Source organism: Psychrobacter halotolerans, assembly GCF_039680845.1.
Lineage (GTDB): Bacteria > Pseudomonadota > Gammaproteobacteria > Pseudomonadales > Moraxellaceae > Psychrobacter.
Window position 1 is genome coordinate 137,217 of the sequence record NZ_JBDKWD010000007.1, and the last position, 19,506, is coordinate 156,722.

A 19,506-nucleotide genomic window follows, 5' to 3' on the forward strand; every position below is an offset into this window, starting at 1 on the left:
TCATGTTAGCAGAATTATCACCAGCGTTAATAGCTCACGTACAGAAGGCGGCCAAACTATTGGCAGCGCAGCAGCGTATTTGTGTTTTGACAGGCGCGGGCATTTCAGCAGAAAGTGGCATTCCTACGTTTCGCGACAAGCAAACGGGCCTATGGGAGAATTATCGCGCGGAAGACTTGGCAACCCCCAATGCGTTTGCTCGCGATCCAGAACTGGTTTGGTCGTGGTATCAGTGGCGCAGACAACTGGTTGCGGATAAAACACCCAATCCAGCACACGTGGCCTTAGCGCAGTGGCAGCAGAGCGCGTCAAACCACCAGCAATTGACGCTCATTACCCAAAACGTTGATGACTTACATGAGCAAGCTGGCAGTACTGTGACTCATTTGCACGGCAATCTGTGGCGCAATCGTTGCAGTCAATGCCAAGCACCTTATGAGGATCAGGCACAAGGTATGAGTGATAGTAATATTCGCTTTGATGAATCCTTACTCACCTGCCCGCACTGCGACGGTTATATCAGACCAGATATCGTTTGGTTTGGAGAATCATTACCCGCACAGGCGTGGCAAACGGCTGAAGATGCTGCCGCTCATTGTGACGTATTTATCAGTATTGGCACCTCAAGTCTTGTTTATCCAGCCGCAGGCCTTGCACAATTGGCCAAACAAAATGGGGCTAAAATCATTGAGATCAATCCTGATCCGACGCCGAACACCATCGTTGACATCACATTGGCAGAAAAAGCCGGCGTGGTCATGCCGTTATTGATGAAACACATGGCTGAGTTGTCGTGATAAATGGACGGGTGGCTTGGCATACAGTGACGTTTGGATATGACTAAATCAATATAAAAAAGGCCCAATGGTTACTACAACCATTGAGCCGTGTCTACCAGACCGTAATCTGTTAGATAATACTCTAGTCAAAGCCTATTGCAGCGCAAGATCAACTTTTGCTAAATACGCCGTCTTTAATTCGTCATCGATGAATGCCGATTTAAAAGAGTTTTTGACCAAGGTGATGATATCTTCCTCTGACAAGTCCAAATGCTCGTGTAAATTGATAAAATTTTGATTCATGTAGCCTTTAAAATAGGCAGGATCGTCTGAGTTGACACTGACATTTAGACCATAATCCAAAAGCTCCTTAATATTATGCTCTTTATAGGTTTCAAAAACCTTGAGCTCAATATTTGAGTTGGGACATACCGTCAGCGGCATTTGCTCCTCTTTGAGTCGCTGCATGAGTGCCGCGCTTTTGATAGACTGTACGCCATGATCGATTCTATGAATGCTCAGTAAGTCTAATGCCTCGTAGATGTACGAAAAATCGGCTTCTTCGCCTGCATGGGCAACCAATTTAAAGCCCGCTTCTTTTGCTTTTTTAAAGACGTCTTTAAATTTTGAAGGCGGATTACCAAGCTCAGAAGAATCAAGACCAACGCCAATAATATCGTCTCGATACTTTAACGCATGCTCCAATGTCTCAAAGGCGTCTTCTTGTGATAGGTGTCTTAAAAAACACATGATAATGCAAGAGGTAATACCATATTGTGCTTTGGCATCCTGTAGCGCGTCTTTGATACCGGTAATCACCGCGTCAAAAGGCACGCCTCTTGCGGTATGCGTTTGTGGATCAAAAAATATCTCAGTATGAATGACGTTGTTTTCGACGCACTTAACAATGTATTCCCACGTCAGATCATAAAAATCGTCTCTAGTGAGCAGAACGTTGGCACCTGCATAATAGATGTCTAAAAAGGTTTGTAGATTGGTGAAATTATACGCATTGCGTACGTCTTCTATGTCTTTATAAGGAATCTCTACTTGGTTCTTTTTGGCCAGTCTAAACATAAGCTCAGGCTCCAATGAGCCTTCAATATGCAGATGAAGCTCGGCTTTTGGCAATTTTTTTATCAGATCAATCATAATGTTCCAAATGGTTTTCCAGTACGAGGATGTTCCAGTACGAAGTTTTTAGTAAAACAAAGGCAGAGGCTCGATACAGTAGCCACGCGCTATTGCTAGAGGCGCTATTATATTTGAATTGCTAGCAAAACCCCATAGACTAAAACAAACCATACCAATCTATATATCTCATTAATGAAATGGCTTGTCGCATTTCTTGCTTCTTGTCGCACTTCTTGCTTTAGGTATTAACCTTCTCGTAGAATCTCAACGACACTACTTTAAAAACACCACCGTATTGGACAACTCATTGCCTGACGGATTGTCTTCGAGCTGATAATACTGGCGCAGTACCTGCCCGACTTCAGCCAACAACTCCCCCACGCTTTCTTCTGTTTTTTTGTTGGCAATGCCTGACACTGCTTTTTCACACATGGCTTGCCAAACAGTTGGGCTAACGTGGGCGCTGATGCCGCGATCAGCCACTATCTCTAATTGATGCTCGCAAATATTGACGTAGACCAAGACACCAGTATTTTCTTCGGTATCCCACACATGATATTCACTAAATAAATCAATCGCGCGTTCACGGCAGTTGATGTAATACGCATCTTGAATGGGTAGATGGTTTTCTATGATTAAAAACACCTCTCCGCGATGCCCGCGCTCAGCGCTGGTTACTTTTTCTGTCAACCGTGCCTTTGCCTCTGCTGTCAGCCACTTGCTGTGTAATAAAGGGACAAACAAGACCTGACGCCACCAGCGGGCCAAACTGGACTGTGAAGCGTTGTTTTCTGCCATTATATTATTTCCTCAAATACGTCATTGCTGATAGTCATTTAATGGATGGGTCTACCATGAGCCGCCTGCGCCGCCGCCGCCAAAGCCGCCACCACCACCGCCAAAGCCGCCGCCTCCGAAACCACCACCGCCAAAGCCGCCACCACTACCGCCGCCCATACCAGGGAGGAAAATCATGCCACCGCCTCTACGTCCACCTTTACCGCCGCCGCCTTTGCCGCCACCACTACCGCGTGAAATCAGGAACATCCATATAAATATCGCCATGATCAAGGTCATGAAAAAGCCGCCACCGAGTGCCAATGAGCCTGCAAAGAATCCGCCAGCAGTCAAAATAGAACCAAACACGCGACCCAATATTTTGGTAATAAAGCTACCAAATATCATCGACATAACAAATAGGAAAATAGGAGCTGGCAGCTCATCTGAGCCTTGCTCGGTACTGCGCTCCTCTGCTTGCGCATCGGCACGCGCCAACACTTCTGGATCGGCTGTGAGTCGAGTTTTAAGCGCATCCACGCCAGCTATAATCCCAGCGCCATAATTGTTTTGTTTAAACAGCGGGGTAATGTCTTCACGAATGATGCGGTTGACCGCGGCATCGGGTAGTACGCCTTCTAATCCATAACCAGTCAAAACATACATATCACGGTCATTGACCGCCACGACCATTAACAGGCCATCATCGATATCCTCATCACCCAGTTGCCATTTTTCAGCGACTTGTAGGGCATAGTCAAAGATAGGCATACCGTTGGTCGTGGGTACAATAACGACCGCAGCTTGCGCCAGACCTTGTTGATAAATACTTCTGAGCTGCGCTTCTAGGCGTTGTTTTTCTTGTGGGTTTAAGATATTGGCTTGATCGACGACTGGCTCATTCAGTATCAGCTTGTCTGCATCTACACTAGGCGCATCTGATTGTACGGGCGGGCGATCGGGTGTTGACGCAGTAGCAGTGACTTCATCGTTACTGTTACTATCCGCGTTGGGGTTGATAGCCTCATTACCCAGTATGGCACCATTGAAAGCCTCATTGCCCAATACGGCATCATTGATGGCTTCATTAGACTTGCCAGCTTTGGCAATGGCCACCATATCCTCAACGCTATGATCTTGTATGCTTGAGGTATTATCGGTTGCTACAGTGGAATCAGCAGGCGCGGCGTGTAGCATAGACACTGCACTGATGCTGAGCGTAAACAATAATGTTGATAAGATTGCTTTTGAATTATTCATCTAATCTATACCACCTCAAGTGACCTCTGTACTAAATTAATAGGTGCTTCTATCCTTAACCACCTTTACAACAAGTTTGGGAACACGCTTATGTCAAGACGAATCTGGCTTGGTTATTCAAAAATCGATTATTTAAAAACCTATTATCCAAAAATCGGTTATCTAAAAACGGGTTATCCAAACAAATAGAGCGGCAACCACCGCTCTACTTTTCTACTCAATTCATCCAGCCTACTCAGCGGTCGCTGCGTCATTGCCACCAAAATCGACACTTGGTGCCGTTGAGATGGCATCTTCATTGGCGACGCTAAAGTTTGGCTTGGCATCAAGCCCGAAAACTTTTGCGGTGATGTTGGTGGGGAATTGGCGAACGGTTGTGTTGTAACCCTGAACTTCTTGAATATAGCGATTGCGAGCGACGGCAATGCGGTTTTCCGTCCCTTCAAGCTGGGCTTGTAAGTCTTGGAAGAGGGCATCTGACTTAAGATCAGGATAACGCTCAGACACTGCCATTAGACGTGACAAAGCACCCGTCATCTGCTCTTGAGCCGCGGCATAACGCTCCATCGCTTCTGGATCATTAAGCACCTCAGGGGTCACAGTAATACCACCAGCGCGAGAACGAGCTTCCGCCACTTGGGTAAAGACTTCTTGTTCTTGCGTCGCATACTGCTGTACCACTTTGACTAAGTTTGGCACCAAGTCAGAGCGGCGCTGATATTGGTTGACCACTTCTGACCATGAGGCCGTGACTTGCTCGTCTTGTGCTTGCAGGTTGTTGTAACCACAACCGCTCAAACCGACGGTAGACGTTGCTAACACGGTTGCCAACAGTAAAGGTTTTACAATGGATTGACGCATGATCGTTGTTTCTCCTAATCATATTAAATAACAAATAGCCAGTCATACACTTTTTGAGGCGTTTTAACTTATGAATGCTTTTTTAAACCAGTTTGGGGTCTGATAGGTTGGTATTGTTTATTTTATACTGTTTATATCGCAACATATAAACACCACATTTGAGACAACGTTTAAGACAAGATAAATGAGCATCCATTGATTGTCTTATTCATCTCTCTTCAATATGCACACCTACAAAATAGCTACCTATAAGACATTCTGCAATAATGGCGTTATAACGGCGCTTTTACAATTCATCGTTACCAAAACACAACCGCAAAAGTCGTTCATTGACTTGGCTTGTGCTTTAAAAGTCAAAGATCTTATAAAGGTTTTACCCATCAAGTTGTAGGTTGCAAAAAAATATCCCATTTGTCTCATTGTCTTACTTGCTCAATATTATTGATTGTGTTTCTCTCAATCTTTACGATATCCATCGCAACAGTATTGATAAATAAAATATTTGTATATGCAAAGAAAATTCTAGTAATTGCTGTAAAAGTATGGCAAATTGCAGTTACTAAGCTGTACGTTTTGAATACATTTGGTAGTGGACTTATATTTTGATTAGTATTAGTGGGCTATTGTTTTTTTATATAAAGGCGTTCATACACTTTTATATGTGGGCTTCATAATCTAGTCAGCCGCGCCAATTATGTCTTCGATTGGTATCGCTTTTAGTGGGTTAAATACGAATAGGTATTTGACTATATAACCGCCTATTTTATCCGCCGCTTCGGTATCTTGAGACGTCATAATAAGATATTGGAGTGATGCACGTAGCAAAAGACGGGTGCATTAAGCTGATAAATAGTAAGAGTGACAGCGATGCAAACGGTTAATGTTGCGAGCGAGATTGGCGGATAAATACAGACAACCACAGTCCATTCTTAGTGGTTAAGCACGTATGAGACTCAACGGATAAAAGAGTCAATGTAGCTAATTTAACTGCTTAACTTAAAATAAGTAAGTTAACCAGTTAGCTTACTCCTAGCATACAGCGCCACTTTGAGACAGTACTAGGAAGATAAATATGGAAGGTTTAGTTAACTTAGTAAATGGAATTATCTGGAGCCCCGCACTGATCTATCTGTGTTTGGGCGCAGGTTTATTCTATTCCATCATGACGCGCTTTGTACAAGTGCGTTTGTTCGGCGAAATGACCAAATTACTGTTCACTGGTAAATCTAGTGCACAAGGTATTTCATCATTTCAAGCACTTGCCGTTTCTCTCGCAGGACGTGTGGGTATGGGTAACATCGCTGGGGTAGCTGCTGCTATCGGCTTCGGTGGTCCAGGTGCAGTGTTTTGGATGTGGATTGTGGCCTTCTTAGGTGCGTCTACCGCCTACGTTGAGTCTACACTTGCACAGATTTATAAAGAAAAAGACGTTCTCACTGGCGAGTACCGCGGTGGCCCTGCTTATTACTTTGAGCGGGCACTTGGTCAAAAATGGTACGGCATCCTCTTCGCATTCGCTTCTATCTTATCTTGTGGTATTTTCTTACCCGGTGTACAGGCAAACGGTGTTGTTAATGCATTCGCTCAAGTAATGGGTGAAGGCACGATCATGAACATTGGTAGCCTAGAAGTTGGCTCTATGCGTTTGGTCGGCTTAGCCATCATCTTGGTCATCTTAGGTATCATCATCTTTGGTGGTATTAAGCGTATCGCAACCTTTACTGAATTTGCCGTTCCGTTCATGGCAGTCGGTTATATTGCTTTAGCTTTAATCATCATGTTCAGTAACTTCAGTTTGATTCCAGATGTATTTGGTTTGATCATCAGTGATGCATTCACCGCACAAGCAGGCTTTGGTGCCGCTATCGGTTGGGGTGTAAAACGTGGTATTTACTCAAACGAAGCAGGTCAAGGTACAGGCCCTCACGCGGCTGCCGCTGCTGAAGTTGAGCATCCATCACAGCAAGGTCTTGTTCAGGCATTCTCAGTTTACGTTGATACGTTATTGGTTTGTTCGGCGACTGCCTTCATGATCCTATCTACGGGTATGTACAACATCCAAGGTACATTACCAGATGGTCAATTCATCGTACAAAACGTTGCCGCTACCACTGAAATCAATGCGCCTGCCTTTACGCAGATGGCAATGGAATCTGTATACGGCTCATTTGGTAACATCTTTATCGCAATCGCTGTCTTCTTCTTTGCTTTCACCACTATCTTGGCTTATTACTACATCGCTGAAGTAAACGTGGCTTATCTCACTCGCTTCCTTGGTCGTAATGCACATAAGACGGGTGTATTCTTAGTGAAAGTACTTATCATGGTGATGGTTGCTTATGGTGGTCTAAACTCAGCTGGTTACATTTGGGCTATCGGTGATATTGGTGTTGGTCTCATGGCTTGGTTGAACATTGTTGGTATCCTTGTGATCTTCGTGGTCGCACGCCCAACGCTTACCATGCTTAAAGACTATGAAGCTCAGCGTAAAGCAGGTGTTGCCCGCTATAGTTTTGATCCTGCAAAATTCGGTATCAAAAACGCCCCTTATTGGGAAGAGCGTCATCTAGCAGAGCAACAAAGAATGGCCGCAGATCCACTACGTAAAGACGTTAGATAACTCGTCTACGCAGTGAACATTATCTTAAATCTTAATACTGGTTATCTGATTACTGATAGATAACCAGTACCATCAAAAAGCCCGAGACGATGGTCTCGGGCTTTTTTGTGTCATCCATAAATCTATAATGAATCTATGACAACAATCTATTTATAAGAATCACTTATTCAGGCATTAGTACCGCATCGATAGTGTGAACCACACCATTGGTTGCCATGATATCTGTACCAGTGATGTTAGCTGTGCCACCAGTCGCGTCAGTAATAACATTAGCATCGCTAATAGAAATGGTTGCGCCGTTAGCCGTTGTAATATCAGTACCATATGGGATATCAGCAGCTTTCACTTCCATTGGAACGACGTGATAAGGAAGGACTTTTTTCAATAGTTCCGTGTTCGCTAGCAACTCTTCTTTGGTCACGCCCAATTTTTCTAGTACTGGGGCAAAAGCGTCATCTGTTGGCGCAAATACGGTGTATTTAGTCCCTTCTTCCATCAACATGGTATCTAAACCTGCTGCTTGAAGCGCGGCGGTCAGAATAGTTAGGTTTTCATTGCCAGCGGCTATTTCAGCAATTGTTTGAGTCGCCATGCCATCTGTTTCTGCCATTGGGTCAGCCATTGGCTCGGCTTCAGCAACTGGCGCGGTGCCAACAGCTGGCTCTGCAACGACTTCTTCAGTGGTGGTATCAGGCTGCGCAGGTTCAGCAACAGTCTCGGTATCGTTACAAGCAGCCAATGACATAGCAGCGGTAACAACGGCGATCGATAATAAGTTTTTCTTTAACATAAGTATTTCCTTATAAATAAACAATGAGTTGAACCGTTTGTCATACAAACCATCCTCAACAAAAATACATAACAACAAATGGCTTAAAAATTGAAAGCACCATCAGTCATGCCGTTCAATGATATAAGTGTTGTTATATCAATGCCTACGATTGTAGCTGATTCATTTTTAATTGGTGCCGACTTAAGTAGCGACACTGTATCAATCACGTGATTGGTTTGTATAGCGCACATCAAGATGTTGATAGAATGGAGTAAAAGCGTTGAGAACGTATTTCAGAAGCCTGAAATAGGAGATGAAGTAAATAAACAATAACACTGTAGAACGATGATTGGTTTAAAAGTTTATTCGTTTAAAAAGCTCTTGGTGCAAGAAGCGACTCTTCTAAAAATAAAGCAACCATAAAGCATCGTAATAAAACAGCGTTCGTCTAATGGTTAGACCATGAATGACGATAGCTAGTAATGGGCATCGTCACCAGTACCAGCTATCGTCTTACAAACTATATAAAACAATACATATTACTTAGAATGATTTTGTATTAAAAACTATCTTGTCTTAATACTTATTCTTGTCCTAATACTTATTTAGGCATTAGTACTCTGTCGATAACGTGGATGACACCATTGTTGGCTGGAATGTCCGTTTTGATGATGTTGGTAGTACGTCCCATTTCATCCATCAATTTGCCTTGGTTTGTTACCATTAGCGTGTCTTTGCTCAATGTCATGACGTTGCCTGGCTTCACATCTTTTTTATACATGGCCATATCGCTGCTGATGACATGGTAGCCCAAGATTTTGGTCAATAATGGCTTGTTCGCAAACAATTGCGCTTTGGTCATACCTGTTTCTTGTAGCGCTTTCATGAATGCTTCGTTGGTTGGCGCAAATACGGTGTAATGCGCATTTGGATTGGCCAATGCACTGGTTAGACCCGCTGCTTGGATGGCTTCTACTAGCACTGAAAAATCAGGGTTGCTTTGGGCAACTTGTACCACATTCATTTTTGCCATAGACTGGCTGTGCATAGGTGCTTTCATGTCTGCGCTTTTGCTTGGCATCATGTTGTTACAAGCACTGAGGCCAGCAATTGAGATCGCTAGCGTACCAATAGTCGCTATTTTAGAGATTTTCATAACATTGTCCTTAATGATTAATTATTTATTGAATAACGTATTATGGTCTTACAGGTCGAATTGCTTTTCTGTCAGCATATTGCTTTTCGACTACATGAATAAATCTTGCGGGTGAAAACAGTCAGTTAGTCATGTCCATTTAGTCATGTCGTATTAGTAAGTACTGCTTACGGAAAACCAATCCTTCTGAAAACAAATTAACATATATAAAAATTTATGAATCTATCTTTACGCTACTTTTTGTAGTAGCGATGTAAATTGCGTCTACCTTTTACAAGTAAGCGTTTGCTTTCATTTACCAAAGCGACAAGTTGTGTAGTCTTTAGGCGCTAAAATAGTCATTTTCGTACTTAGATCTTATGTATGGTCAATCCAATATAAAAAAGGCACAGCGAGAATGAAACTCATTTTTTGATGACGTTGCCACTGGAGGCACAGCAAGCCAGCCAGCAAGAAAGAAAGATTGCTTCCAATCTCGCTCTATCCCTTCTTGTATCCATTTTATTTAGGATCAACTATCGTAAATCCGTCTAATATAAAGGCAGAGTTAACAGATGTTAAGTGAATAGACGTCAAGCATTTTGTATTGCCCAAGCAGAATAAGGACGTCCCGCAGTACATCATAATTTTCATGGTAAGATAATACGAATTTGCCTGATTGCCTTTTAAATCTTGGCTGTTTTTTAAAGCCTAGTTCTTTTTAAAGCCTAATAGTTTTAAAGATAGGCATCCGATTTGTTATTCCTCTCTTTTATAATATTGATGATATAAGCAGCGCTCCTATGACTCAAATGACGACTCAAACGATGACTACGCAAAACGCTTCTGATACTGACACCACCTCAAACCCTTCATACTCTACGAGTGGCTTTATTTTAACGCCGCCTGCTGAGTTTCCTTACAAAGCGCAGCAACTGACCGTACGTGACCGCATCACTGCACAGATGGCATCAAGAATTTTGATGCTGGATGGAGCGATGGGCACGCACATTCAAAACTATAAGCTAGAAGAGTCTGATTATCGTGGTGAGCGTTTTGCGGACATCGACCAAGATGTCAGAGGCAATAACGATCTGCTGGTACTCACGCAGCCGCACATGATCCAAGAGATTCATAGCGATCATCTGTTAGCGGGTGCCGATATCATCGAGACCAATACCTTTAACGGTACGCGCCTGTCGATGGCGGACTATGAGATGGAATATCTGGTGCCTGAGCTGAATAAGACGGCAGCTAAGCTTGCACGCGCAGCGGCAGATGAGTTCACCGCCAAGACGCCTGATAAGCCACGTTTTGTCGCTGGGGTCATTGGCCCAACCTCCCGGACGTGCTCACTATCGCCCGATGTCAATGATCCAGCGTTTCGTAACATCACTTTTGATGAGTTGGTGCTCAATTACCGAGAAGCGGCACTGGCATTGATAGAAGGTGGTGTCGATCTTATCTTGATTGAGACGATCTTTGATACGCTTAATGCCAAAGCCGCGATATTTGCGGTGACGGGTGTGTTTGACGACATTGGTTTTGAATTACCGATTATGATTTCAGGGACGATTACCGATGCCTCAGGTCGGACATTGTCCGGCCAAACGGCTGAAGCTTTTTATAACTCGATACGCCATGCCAAGCCTTTATCCGTTGGCTTTAACTGTGCGCTTGGTGCCGATGCACTGCGCCCACATATCCAAACCTTGTCCAATATTGCCAATACTTATGTGTCCGCGCATCCAAACGCGGGTCTGCCCAATGAGTTTGGCGAATATGACGAAACGGCTGAAGAAACCGCTGCCCTACTCGAAGGCTTTGCCAAAGCAGGCATCTTAAACATCGTCGGCGGCTGCTGTGGCACGACGCCTGAGCACATTCGCCAAATCGCTAAGATGGTAGCGAACTACGCGCCGCGTACTATTCCTGAAATACCACCTGCCTGCCGCTTATCGGGACTTGAGCCTTTTACCATCACGCCTGAGAGCTTGTTTGTCAACGTGGGTGAGCGTACCAACGTCACAGGCTCCAAGAAGTTCTTGCGCTTGATTAAAACCGAAGCCTACACCGAAGCGCTGGATGTGGCGCGCGATCAGGTCGAAGGCGGTGCGCAAATCGTCGATATCAACATGGACGAAGGCATGCTGGACTCTAAGCAAGCAATGATTCATTTCGTCAACTTGGTGTCTGGTGAACCTGATATCAGCCGTGTGCCATTGATGATTGACTCATCTAAATGGGACATCATCGAAGAAGGTCTCAAACGCACGCAAGGCAAATCGGTCGTCAACTCCATCTCCTTAAAAGAAGGCTACGATGAGTTCGTTGAACGCGCTAAATTATGTATGCGTTATGGTGCTGCTATTATCGTAATGGCCTTTGATGAAGATGGTCAGGCGGATACCTACGAGCGCAAAATCCAAATATGTCAGCGCAGCTATGATGTGTTGGTCAATGATGTGGGCTTCCCGTCTGAAGACATTATCTTTGACCCCAACATCTTTGCGGTCGCAACGGGGATACCTGAGCACAATAACTACGGCGCGGATTTTATCAATGCCACACGCTGGATCACCGAAAACTTACCAAATGCGATGGTATCCGGCGGCGTTTCTAACGTCTCATTTAGTTTCCGTGGTAACCCGATTCGTGAAGCCATCAACTCTGTGTTTTTGTTCCATGCCATCAAAAACGGTCTAACGATGGGTATTGTCAACCCTTCTATGCTTGAATTGTACGACGACATCCCTCTTGAGGCGCGTAATGCCATCGAAGATGTGATGCTCAACCGCAATCAAGGTGAGACGGGACAAGATGCGACCGAGCGACTCATGAGCGCTGCTGAAAACTACCAAGACGGCGGTAAGAAAAAAGACAGCACCGTCGATATGAGCTGGCGCGAAGGCACGGTAGAAGAGCGCATCGCTCATGCGTTGGTCAAAGGCATCACGACCTTTATCGAAGCGGACACCAAAGAAGCGTGGGAGAAATACCCCAAACCGCTAGAAGTCATCGAAGGGCCATTGATGGATGGTATGAACATCGTCGGTGACCTATTTGGCGCGGGTAAAATGTTCTTGCCGCAGGTTGTTAAGTCAGCGCGCGTGATGAAACAGTCCGTTGCTTGGCTTAACCCGTACATCGAAGCGGAAAAAGTCGAAGGCGAAGTCAAAGGTAAAATTCTGATGGCGACGGTCAAGGGCGATGTCCATGATATTGGCAAAAACATCGTCGGTGTGGTACTCGGCTGTAACGGCTATGACATCGTCGATCTGGGCGTGATGGTGCCGTGCGAAACCATCCTTGATACTGCCATTAAGGAAAAAGTAGACATCATCGGTCTGTCTGGCCTCATTACCCCAAGCCTTGATGAAATGGTTTATGTCGCCAAGCAAATGCAAGAGCGCGGTATGACTTTGCCATTGATGATTGGCGGTGCCACTACCTCAAAAGCGCATACGGCGGTCAAAGTCGAGCCGCAATATCAAAACGATGGCGTCATCTATGTCGCCGATGCCTCGCGCTCCGTGGGCGTGGTCACTAAGCTGCTCTCAAAAGAACACCGACAAGCGCTGATTGATGAGACGCGCGAAGAGTATGTCAAAGTACGTGAGCGTCTTGCCAAACGTCAACCCAAAGCCGCTAAAATCACCTATGCCGAATCGGTCAAGATTGGCTTTAAATATGATTGGAAAAACTACGTACCGCCTGTACCCAATAAGTTGGGACAAGTGATATTTGATGATTATCCCATCAATAATCTGCTGCCTTATATCGACTGGACGCCTTTCTTTATCTCTTGGGGATTAACGGGTAAATATCCAAAAATATTGCAAGATAACGTAGTGGGCGAAGCGGCGCGCGATCTGTTTGCCAATGCTGAAGACTTGCTACACAAAATGATTGCGGAAAAATCAATCGTGGCCAAAGGTGTGTTTAAGCTCATGCCTGCGCGCCGTACTGGCGCGGATACGGTCACCGTCTATGACAATGACCCGCAACAAGACGGTCAGCCGACCCATCAGTTTGAGCATCTGCGTCAGCAGAGCGACAAAGCCAGCGGCAAGGCAAACCTAAGCTTGGCAGACTTTATCTCACCGTCTGATGCTTATACGGATTACTTGGGCGGCTTCACTGTCTCCATCGTTGGCACAGAAGCGCTTGCGGAAAAGTACAAAGTAGCGGGCGACGATTATAATGCCATTATGGTACAAGCATTATCTGATCGATTGGCAGAAGCCTTTGCTGAGCATCTGCATGAGCTAATCCGTAAAGACTATTGGGGCTACCAACCGACTGAGTCGCTCACCAATGATGAGATGATCAAAGAAAAATACGTCGGTATCCGTCCAGCGCCTGGCTACCCTGCCTGCCCTGAGCACACCGAAAAAGGCAAACTGTTTGATTGGCTTGGCACAGTCGAGGCGATTGGTACAACCTTAACCGAAAGCTATGCCATGTGGCCTGCGTCCTCGGTCAGCGGTTTCTACTACTCGCATCCTGATAGTGAGTACTTCAACGTCGGTAAGATCAGCCGCGATCAGTTAGAGAGCTATGCTGAGCGTAAAGACTGGGACATAAAAACGGCAGAGAAATGGTTAAATCCGAATTTGTAAATTTTTAAAAATTGGTTAACGGCTATAGTCATTCCTAAATAAAAAAGATACGCCTATGATCGTGCGATACTGGTGTACATTTTCCTTGCTTGCTGTGCCTGCGCAGACAGAGGCGGCGCAAAATGTACACCAGTATTGCTGCATCTCTTTTATAGTGGATCGACTATATATAAGTTTAAATGCACTATTAGTACAATTTTCCGTGCTTGCTGTTCCTGTGTTTGGGCAGATAGAGGAGGTGTAAAATTCATCCTAGTAGCGCGTTATAAAATTGAGCTTTACTATCCTTATTAATGACTACATCCTTTGGCTTACTCATTTAACATGAGTAGGCCTTTTTTATTGCGCCCTCTTCTGTCTGCTCTCAGTAAACTTATCGCTGCACGTATCACAAAATACTTTTATCATTTGCTGCCAATAACCGTGCTAAATTATTGCCTACTTCATTTTTCTTATTTTGAGACAGGCTATGAATCAGATTGCATTACTCTCTAGTTGGATTGGCAAAACGTTTGCAATCTGGGCATTGGTCAGTGCCATTTTAGGTTTCGTTTTTCCTGAGTTTTTTGCCTCGTTAGCGTTTTTGATTGTGCCAATTCTTGGCATCATTATGTTTGGCATGGGCATGACGCTTAGAACGGAAGATTTCTTAGAGATCGTTAAACGTCCCAAACCTGTGTTGGTGGGATTGTTGGCACAGTTTACGTTGATGCCGCTGATTGCTTACCTGCTAACTGTTATCTTTAACCTTGACCCTTTAATCGCGGTTGGCGTGATCTTAGTCGGTTGCTGCCCCGGCGGTACGTCTAGTAATGTGATTACGTTTTTGGCCAAAGGAGATGTAGCGCTGAGCGTGGCAATTACGTCTATCTCTACCCTACTTGCGCCCTTTTTAACGCCTATCTTATTAAACGTGTTTGCCGGTCAGCTGATCGATATCGACTTGGCGAGTATGATGGTGACTATCACTAAAATTGTGATCTTACCTATCTTATTGGGTGTCGTCTTCCACAAGTTTTTGGGTAGCAAGATCGCGTTCGTCACCGAAGTATTACCAATGGTGTCGGTATTGGGTATCTCTATTATCATCGCAGCCGTGGTCGCGGTGTCTAAAGCGACGATCTTAGATAGCGGTGCAATCGTCTTTATCGTGGTTGCTCTACACAATATGCTGGGATATACCTTAGGCTATGTGATCGCGCGCTTGTCTGGGTTTACGGAGAGACAGCGCCGCGCCATTATGGTAGAAGTGGGCATGCAAAACTCTGGTCTGGGCGCTGCTCTTGCCGCGACATATTTTAACCCCGTCGCTGCCTTACCGAGTGCCATATTTAGTGTGTGGCACAACTTTAGTGGTGCGTTGGTTGCGAATATTTTTGCGAAGAGAGATGGTAGGTAGGGGTTTATAGGTTTTGGGTTAGTCGTTAATACTTTAAGTTTGAGAAAGGTAGTGTTGAAAACAAAGATTGGTATCTGGAAAAGATTGAAAATAGTTAAATTTCAACTTGTAGGTATACATGTCTTATAGGGATAGTATAGATAAATCAGTATAAAAAATTTGGCAGTTAATTATCATAAGTATAGTTTTTACTATTTAATATAGGGGTGACTTTAAGGGCAACACCTCTTCTAGTTGTTCTTCCTAGCTCACTAATTAAATGAAGGTTAGTTTTGGCGCGAGAACAAATTACGTACATTAATTTATTAGAGCTTTCCATCTCATTGGTATTTGTAGAAAAAATATCATTCCAATGTGGAATAAAACCTTCTAATAAACCGAATGCGATAACTGTTTCAAACTCTTCTCCTTTAATACCTACACATGTATTGATAACAATTCCTTTGCTTTCTTTGTATAGGTTTCTAAAAGCCACAATATCGCTCGGCACATCATATTCAGGGTCACTAAGCCTATTATTAATGTTCCTAAAATAAATATCCCAACTATCTTTCAAGATATCTAGATCATTCTGATTTAATTTTAACCTACTGATAAATTGTTTAAAGCAATCTTCAAGATAAAGTATTGCTTCCGTTTCTTTAGAAGAAATAGTATTAATTAAGCGTAAAATATTACGTTCAACACTGTATGGTTCAGAAAATTTAGTACCAGTATGTTCATGAAATTTATCTAATAATTCTCCTGCCCATTTATATCGCAAAGAATAAATCGTAGGACTAGGCTCTGTTAAAAATAGTCGAGATAATTTGTACCAAAAATTATCTCTATTTTTAGACATAGGAGCAAGACTAGAAGCATCGAAACTTGCATTCGGTAGCATCATTTTTAGTTTTCTCGTCATTGATGTCACAAGCCACCACTGAGGAACTAATATACATATTTCATTTTCAGGAATATCTTTATAAAGACTTTCTTGAACTAGTCTAGCAATCTCAACTACTAAATCATCCTTGTGTATTTTATTGTTATAGGTAATAACACCTCGTTCTTTGGCATTAGTACCTGTTGCGACTATTTGTATAGGGCTACTCTGAAAGCTGTTGTAATAATCAATAATTCTTTGATTTGAGCGAAAGTTACCAGTTAGGGGGAGCATACTAACCCTCTTCCCCTGTAGCTCACCTTCAATCTTAGTTTTATCTTTAGCAATTCCGCCTAATGAATGGTAAATGGCTTGATCAATATCACCAGCTAAAAATAATGAAGTGCTATCATTGCTTGCATTTATTATTGTACAAAGAATAGCATAGGATAAATCTTGAGTATCTTGATACTCATCAACACATATCAAATGTAACAAACTTGATATGACTTTTGCAATTTTAGGATATATTGTTAGTAATTTATATGAATAATAAAGCATTAAATCGAAATCTATAATTTTTTGAACTCTTAACTCTGCGTGATAATCTTCTAGTATTAACTTCTTTATTGTTTTTAGTTCTGCAAAGCTCCCATCTCGTTTAAACCGAGTATTAATATCTTCAAAGGTTCGAACCCCATACTTACTTTTCAGCTGACTTAATAATGCTAGTTTGAAGGATTCGTCAGCAATAGTGTAACCATTTTGAAGCTCAGTTAAATAACAAGAATATGGTTTTATAATCCACTCTAAACAGAAAGAATGTAACGTCCCTGACCAAACCTTTTGGCTATCTATGCCCATACGTTCTAATCGCTTGAATATCTCTTCAGCTGCTCGAACAGTAAAAGTGACAGCAATAGCTTTTTTCTTACTTAGATCATCTAATTTACTAACTTCATATGCTAATTTATGAATAATCGTTTTAGTTTTACCACTACCAGGACAAGCAGATAGTAAGACATGGCCTTCTTGTCTAACTGCAACTATTTGTTCAGGCGTGAGATTATTAAAAATCATATAAACTTAACAACTTTGTCAATGGATCTGCTGGTAGTTCCTTCTGATAATTACTTATAAAAAACTCTTCATCATCTTTTAGCTCTTCACACCACTCCCATTCTTCACTGTATTCCAACTCTCCTCCATCCATATAATCTTTATGCGTCGGTTCATAACGTGTATTTAATCTATACTCTGCTGATTTAACTTTGGAAGATAAGTTCAAATGAGGTGAGGCCCAAGCAATTGCTTCCAGAATATAGTCAGGTATATTTACATATTCAGTCACGTGATCTGCGACTGCGATAGCAAACCAGCCTTTACCTACTTTCTTAGCCAGTCTTAGTACCTCTGTACCCTGAATCTCTATATCAGAACTTTCGAGTTGGTTTCTTGAGGACGCAATAGCCGATAAAGACGTTTCTTCATAGATTTCATTTAAGACTGGTACAAAAATATTGCTATTGTCATTACTAATTAAATCGACTTCGAATGTGTGCTGAGCATAGAAAGTCTTAATACATTCGTTTGTATTACAAAAATCTTCAAGCTTTTCTCTTCTTTCTTGACCGCTCTTTTGTGAATTTCTAGCTTTAATTTGAGCCGTGGTATTAGCAGAATTTAAATTAGGGAGTTGAATGAATGCCTCGTCTAAATCTGTAAGAATAGCGCATCTTCGATTAACTCTTTGCTGATGATATATATTAGCAATGTTCTCAAAACTTGTACTTCCAACGTTGATAACACTGACTCCAATCTCATCCAAAGATAAACCAAATACTTTTTGAAATATTACTGGAAGTAAAATTTGTTCCGCATCCCCTTCAACTAGTACTACACCTTTAGCAAATAGTAGATCACTTCTAACAGCGTCTAAATAACGCTCAATCCTCTTTATTTTATTAGCCTCTAATCCATTCGTGGGATTAAACACTACTGAACCATTGCCTGTACGACTAAGGATGTTGACACTACTAATTCTACTTACAGAAGATATTTGTGTAGAGTGGGTAGAGATGAATATTTGTGGCTTATGTTCATGTCTACCCAAGTTATCGAAAAGCGTCTTTTGAATATGAGTATGTATATGAGCTTCAGGCTCTTCTATTAGTAACAAATTAGCTACTTTATCTGTTTTTATTTTTTCATATTCATATAGTTTTAGAGAAAGAAAAATAAGATTAGCACCACCTAGACTCAACTCTGACAATCTACCTACATGTTCGTTATCTGAATCACCTACCCATAATTTCAAAGACTGTAACAGCTTATCCATTTCATTAGGTAGTTCAGCTCTTACTTCTATATTGGGAGCATAAGTTGTACCAACTGCTTGTTTTAAGCTACTATCAATTCCCTTTTGCACAGTAGATACTTCCTCAAGCTTTGAAATGTTTTCATTAAGTTCATTTATACTATTAACTAAATCTAACTGGATACCTATTTCTACTTTTTTATCCTTACCTCTCAATAAACCAACCAGTGGATTTTTCGAGTAAGAGCGTAAATCACTACTTACATCACGTAATGCTTTAATAAAAGTACAAGATATTTCGTCGTATAAGTTTAGTTCTCTAGGTAAATAAACACCATAAACTTGTGTTTCAGCTTGATTAGGATTTGGGAATATAATTTCTTCAAAATTACCAACGTACTGATCATAAAAGTCATCTTCACTACATTGTGCTGACCCCTTACATAGATAAACTGTTTCATAATCATCAATGGTTATTTTATCTAACAATACTTGTAATCCATCTTTGTTTCTATCCACCTCTTGAGAATAGTCATAAATTTCCTGTCTAACATGACGCTTAGGACGAAAGCAAAGCGTATAGCTTCCTTGAGTTTGATTTCGTTCGTTACTATTACTTATATCTCCACAAGTATGAATACTAAGCGCCTGAGTAGCATCATCGAAACCTAGTGCTTGGAAATTTAAAGTTAGTATTATCCAATGCCCTCTCCAATCAGATAACTGTCTGCTAAAATCGTTTTCAGTAAGTTTAAGGTATCGAGGTAGTGTATCGTCTAACATTAGTCTAAGTGCATAGAACAAATTAGTCTTACCTGAGCCATTTTCACCTATTATTGTATTTACTCCTTCGGAAAAATTTAATTGAGCAGATTCGAAGTTTCGAAAATTTCTAATGAAAAATTTTGATATATGCACGTTTAATCTCTATTTCTAGTTAATGTTTGACCTATCTATAATGGTTG

The 19,506-nt window shown here is 42.3% G+C and carries 12 protein-coding genes; 4 read left to right on the top strand and 8 right to left on the bottom strand.

The window, feature by feature from the left end:
• The first annotated feature begins 2 nt into the window (after window positions 1-2).
• Entirely contained in the window at window positions 3-797 is a 795-nt protein-coding gene (locus tag AAJP47_RS12715; protein ID WP_346718266.1) for an SIR2 family NAD-dependent protein deacylase, read from the top strand.
• Window positions 798-932: 135 nt separating this feature from the next.
• Here the strand turns inward: AAJP47_RS12715 and AAJP47_RS12720 are convergent, their stop codons facing one another.
• The 4 genes from AAJP47_RS12720 to AAJP47_RS12735 form a co-directional block, all read right to left on the bottom strand.
• Entirely contained in the window at window positions 933-1,931 is a 999-nt protein-coding gene (locus AAJP47_RS12720; RefSeq protein ID WP_346718267.1) for an adenosine deaminase, read from the bottom strand.
• Window positions 1,932-2,186: 255 nt separating this feature from the next.
• Window positions 2,187-2,711, bottom strand: a complete 525-nt coding sequence (locus AAJP47_RS12725) for a TPM domain-containing protein (RefSeq protein ID WP_346718268.1) — start codon at window positions 2,709-2,711, stop codon at window positions 2,187-2,189.
• Between the two features lie 51 nt (window positions 2,712-2,762).
• Window positions 2,763-3,950 (bottom strand): TPM domain-containing protein, encoded by a 1,188-nt coding sequence (locus tag AAJP47_RS12730; RefSeq protein ID WP_346718269.1) that lies wholly within the window; start codon window positions 3,948-3,950, stop codon window positions 2,763-2,765.
• Window positions 3,951-4,181: 231 nt separating this feature from the next.
• Window positions 4,182-4,814 carry a LemA family protein gene (locus AAJP47_RS12735; protein ID WP_346718311.1) on the bottom strand — a complete coding sequence of 211 codons (633 nt, stop codon included), beginning with the start codon at window positions 4,812-4,814 and terminating at the stop codon, window positions 4,182-4,184.
• A gap of 1,069 nt (window positions 4,815-5,883) precedes the next feature.
• Here AAJP47_RS12735 and AAJP47_RS12740 point away from each other — a divergent pair.
• On the top strand, window positions 5,884-7,431 hold the full coding sequence (locus AAJP47_RS12740; protein WP_346718270.1) for an alanine/glycine:cation symporter family protein: 1,548 nt from the start codon (window positions 5,884-5,886) through the stop codon (window positions 7,429-7,431).
• Between the two features lie 163 nt (window positions 7,432-7,594).
• Here AAJP47_RS12740 and AAJP47_RS12745 read toward each other — a convergent pair whose 3' ends face one another.
• A complete protein-coding gene (locus tag AAJP47_RS12745) occupies window positions 7,595-8,221 on the bottom strand; it encodes a fasciclin domain-containing protein (protein WP_346718271.1) in 627 nt (208 codons plus the stop codon).
• Window positions 8,222-8,804: 583 nt separating this feature from the next.
• Entirely contained in the window at window positions 8,805-9,359 is a 555-nt protein-coding gene (locus AAJP47_RS12750) for a fasciclin domain-containing protein (protein ID WP_346718272.1), read from the bottom strand.
• 806 nt (window positions 9,360-10,165) lie between these two features.
• Here AAJP47_RS12750 and metH point away from each other — a divergent pair.
• The gene (gene metH / locus AAJP47_RS12755; RefSeq protein ID WP_497198731.1) at window positions 10,166-13,960 is read left to right on the top strand and encodes a methionine synthase; all 3,795 of its coding nucleotides are present in this window, start codon (window positions 10,166-10,168) and stop codon (window positions 13,958-13,960) included.
• Between the two features lie 469 nt (window positions 13,961-14,429).
• A complete protein-coding gene (locus AAJP47_RS12760) occupies window positions 14,430-15,359 on the top strand; it encodes a bile acid:sodium symporter family protein (protein ID WP_346718273.1) in 930 nt (309 codons plus the stop codon).
• A gap of 166 nt (window positions 15,360-15,525) precedes the next feature.
• On the opposite strand, the gene AAJP47_RS12765 is transcribed toward AAJP47_RS12760, so the two are convergent.
• Entirely contained in the window at window positions 15,526-17,304 is a 1,779-nt protein-coding gene (locus tag AAJP47_RS12765; RefSeq protein WP_346718274.1) for a UvrD-helicase domain-containing protein, read from the bottom strand.
• Entirely contained in the window at window positions 17,294-19,459 is a 2,166-nt protein-coding gene (locus AAJP47_RS12770; RefSeq protein ID WP_346718275.1) for an ATP-dependent nuclease, read from the bottom strand. The genes AAJP47_RS12765 and AAJP47_RS12770 overlap by 11 nt, the downstream gene beginning before the upstream one ends.
• Window positions 19,460-19,506: the final 47 nt, after the last annotated feature.

What these genes read in the sequence shown, in the direction of transcription:
- AAJP47_RS12725 (WP_346718268.1), bottom strand. Translation starts at nt 2,711, where the DNA reads ATGGCAGAAAACAACGCTTCACAGTCCAGTTTGGCCCGCTGGTGGCGT.
- AAJP47_RS12720 (WP_346718267.1), bottom strand. Translation starts at nt 1,931, where the DNA reads ATGATTGATCTGATAAAAAAATTGCCAAAAGCCGAGCTTCATCTGCAT.
- AAJP47_RS12760 (WP_346718273.1), top strand. Translation starts at nt 14,430, where the DNA reads ATGAATCAGATTGCATTACTCTCTAGTTGGATTGGCAAAACGTTTGCA.
- AAJP47_RS12715 (WP_346718266.1), top strand. Translation starts at nt 3, where the DNA reads ATGTTAGCAGAATTATCACCAGCGTTAATAGCTCACGTACAGAAGGCG.
- metH (WP_497198731.1), top strand. Translation starts at nt 10,166, where the DNA reads ATGACTACGCAAAACGCTTCTGATACTGACACCACCTCAAACCCTTCA.
- AAJP47_RS12740 (WP_346718270.1), top strand. Translation starts at nt 5,884, where the DNA reads ATGGAAGGTTTAGTTAACTTAGTAAATGGAATTATCTGGAGCCCCGCA.
- AAJP47_RS12730 (WP_346718269.1), bottom strand. Translation starts at nt 3,950, where the DNA reads ATGAATAATTCAAAAGCAATCTTATCAACATTATTGTTTACGCTCAGC.
- AAJP47_RS12765 (WP_346718274.1), bottom strand. Translation starts at nt 17,304, where the DNA reads ATGATTTTTAATAATCTCACGCCTGAACAAATAGTTGCAGTTAGACAA.
- AAJP47_RS12745 (WP_346718271.1), bottom strand. Translation starts at nt 8,221, where the DNA reads ATGTTAAAGAAAAACTTATTATCGATCGCCGTTGTTACCGCTGCTATG.
- AAJP47_RS12750 (WP_346718272.1), bottom strand. Translation starts at nt 9,359, where the DNA reads ATGAAAATCTCTAAAATAGCGACTATTGGTACGCTAGCGATCTCAATT.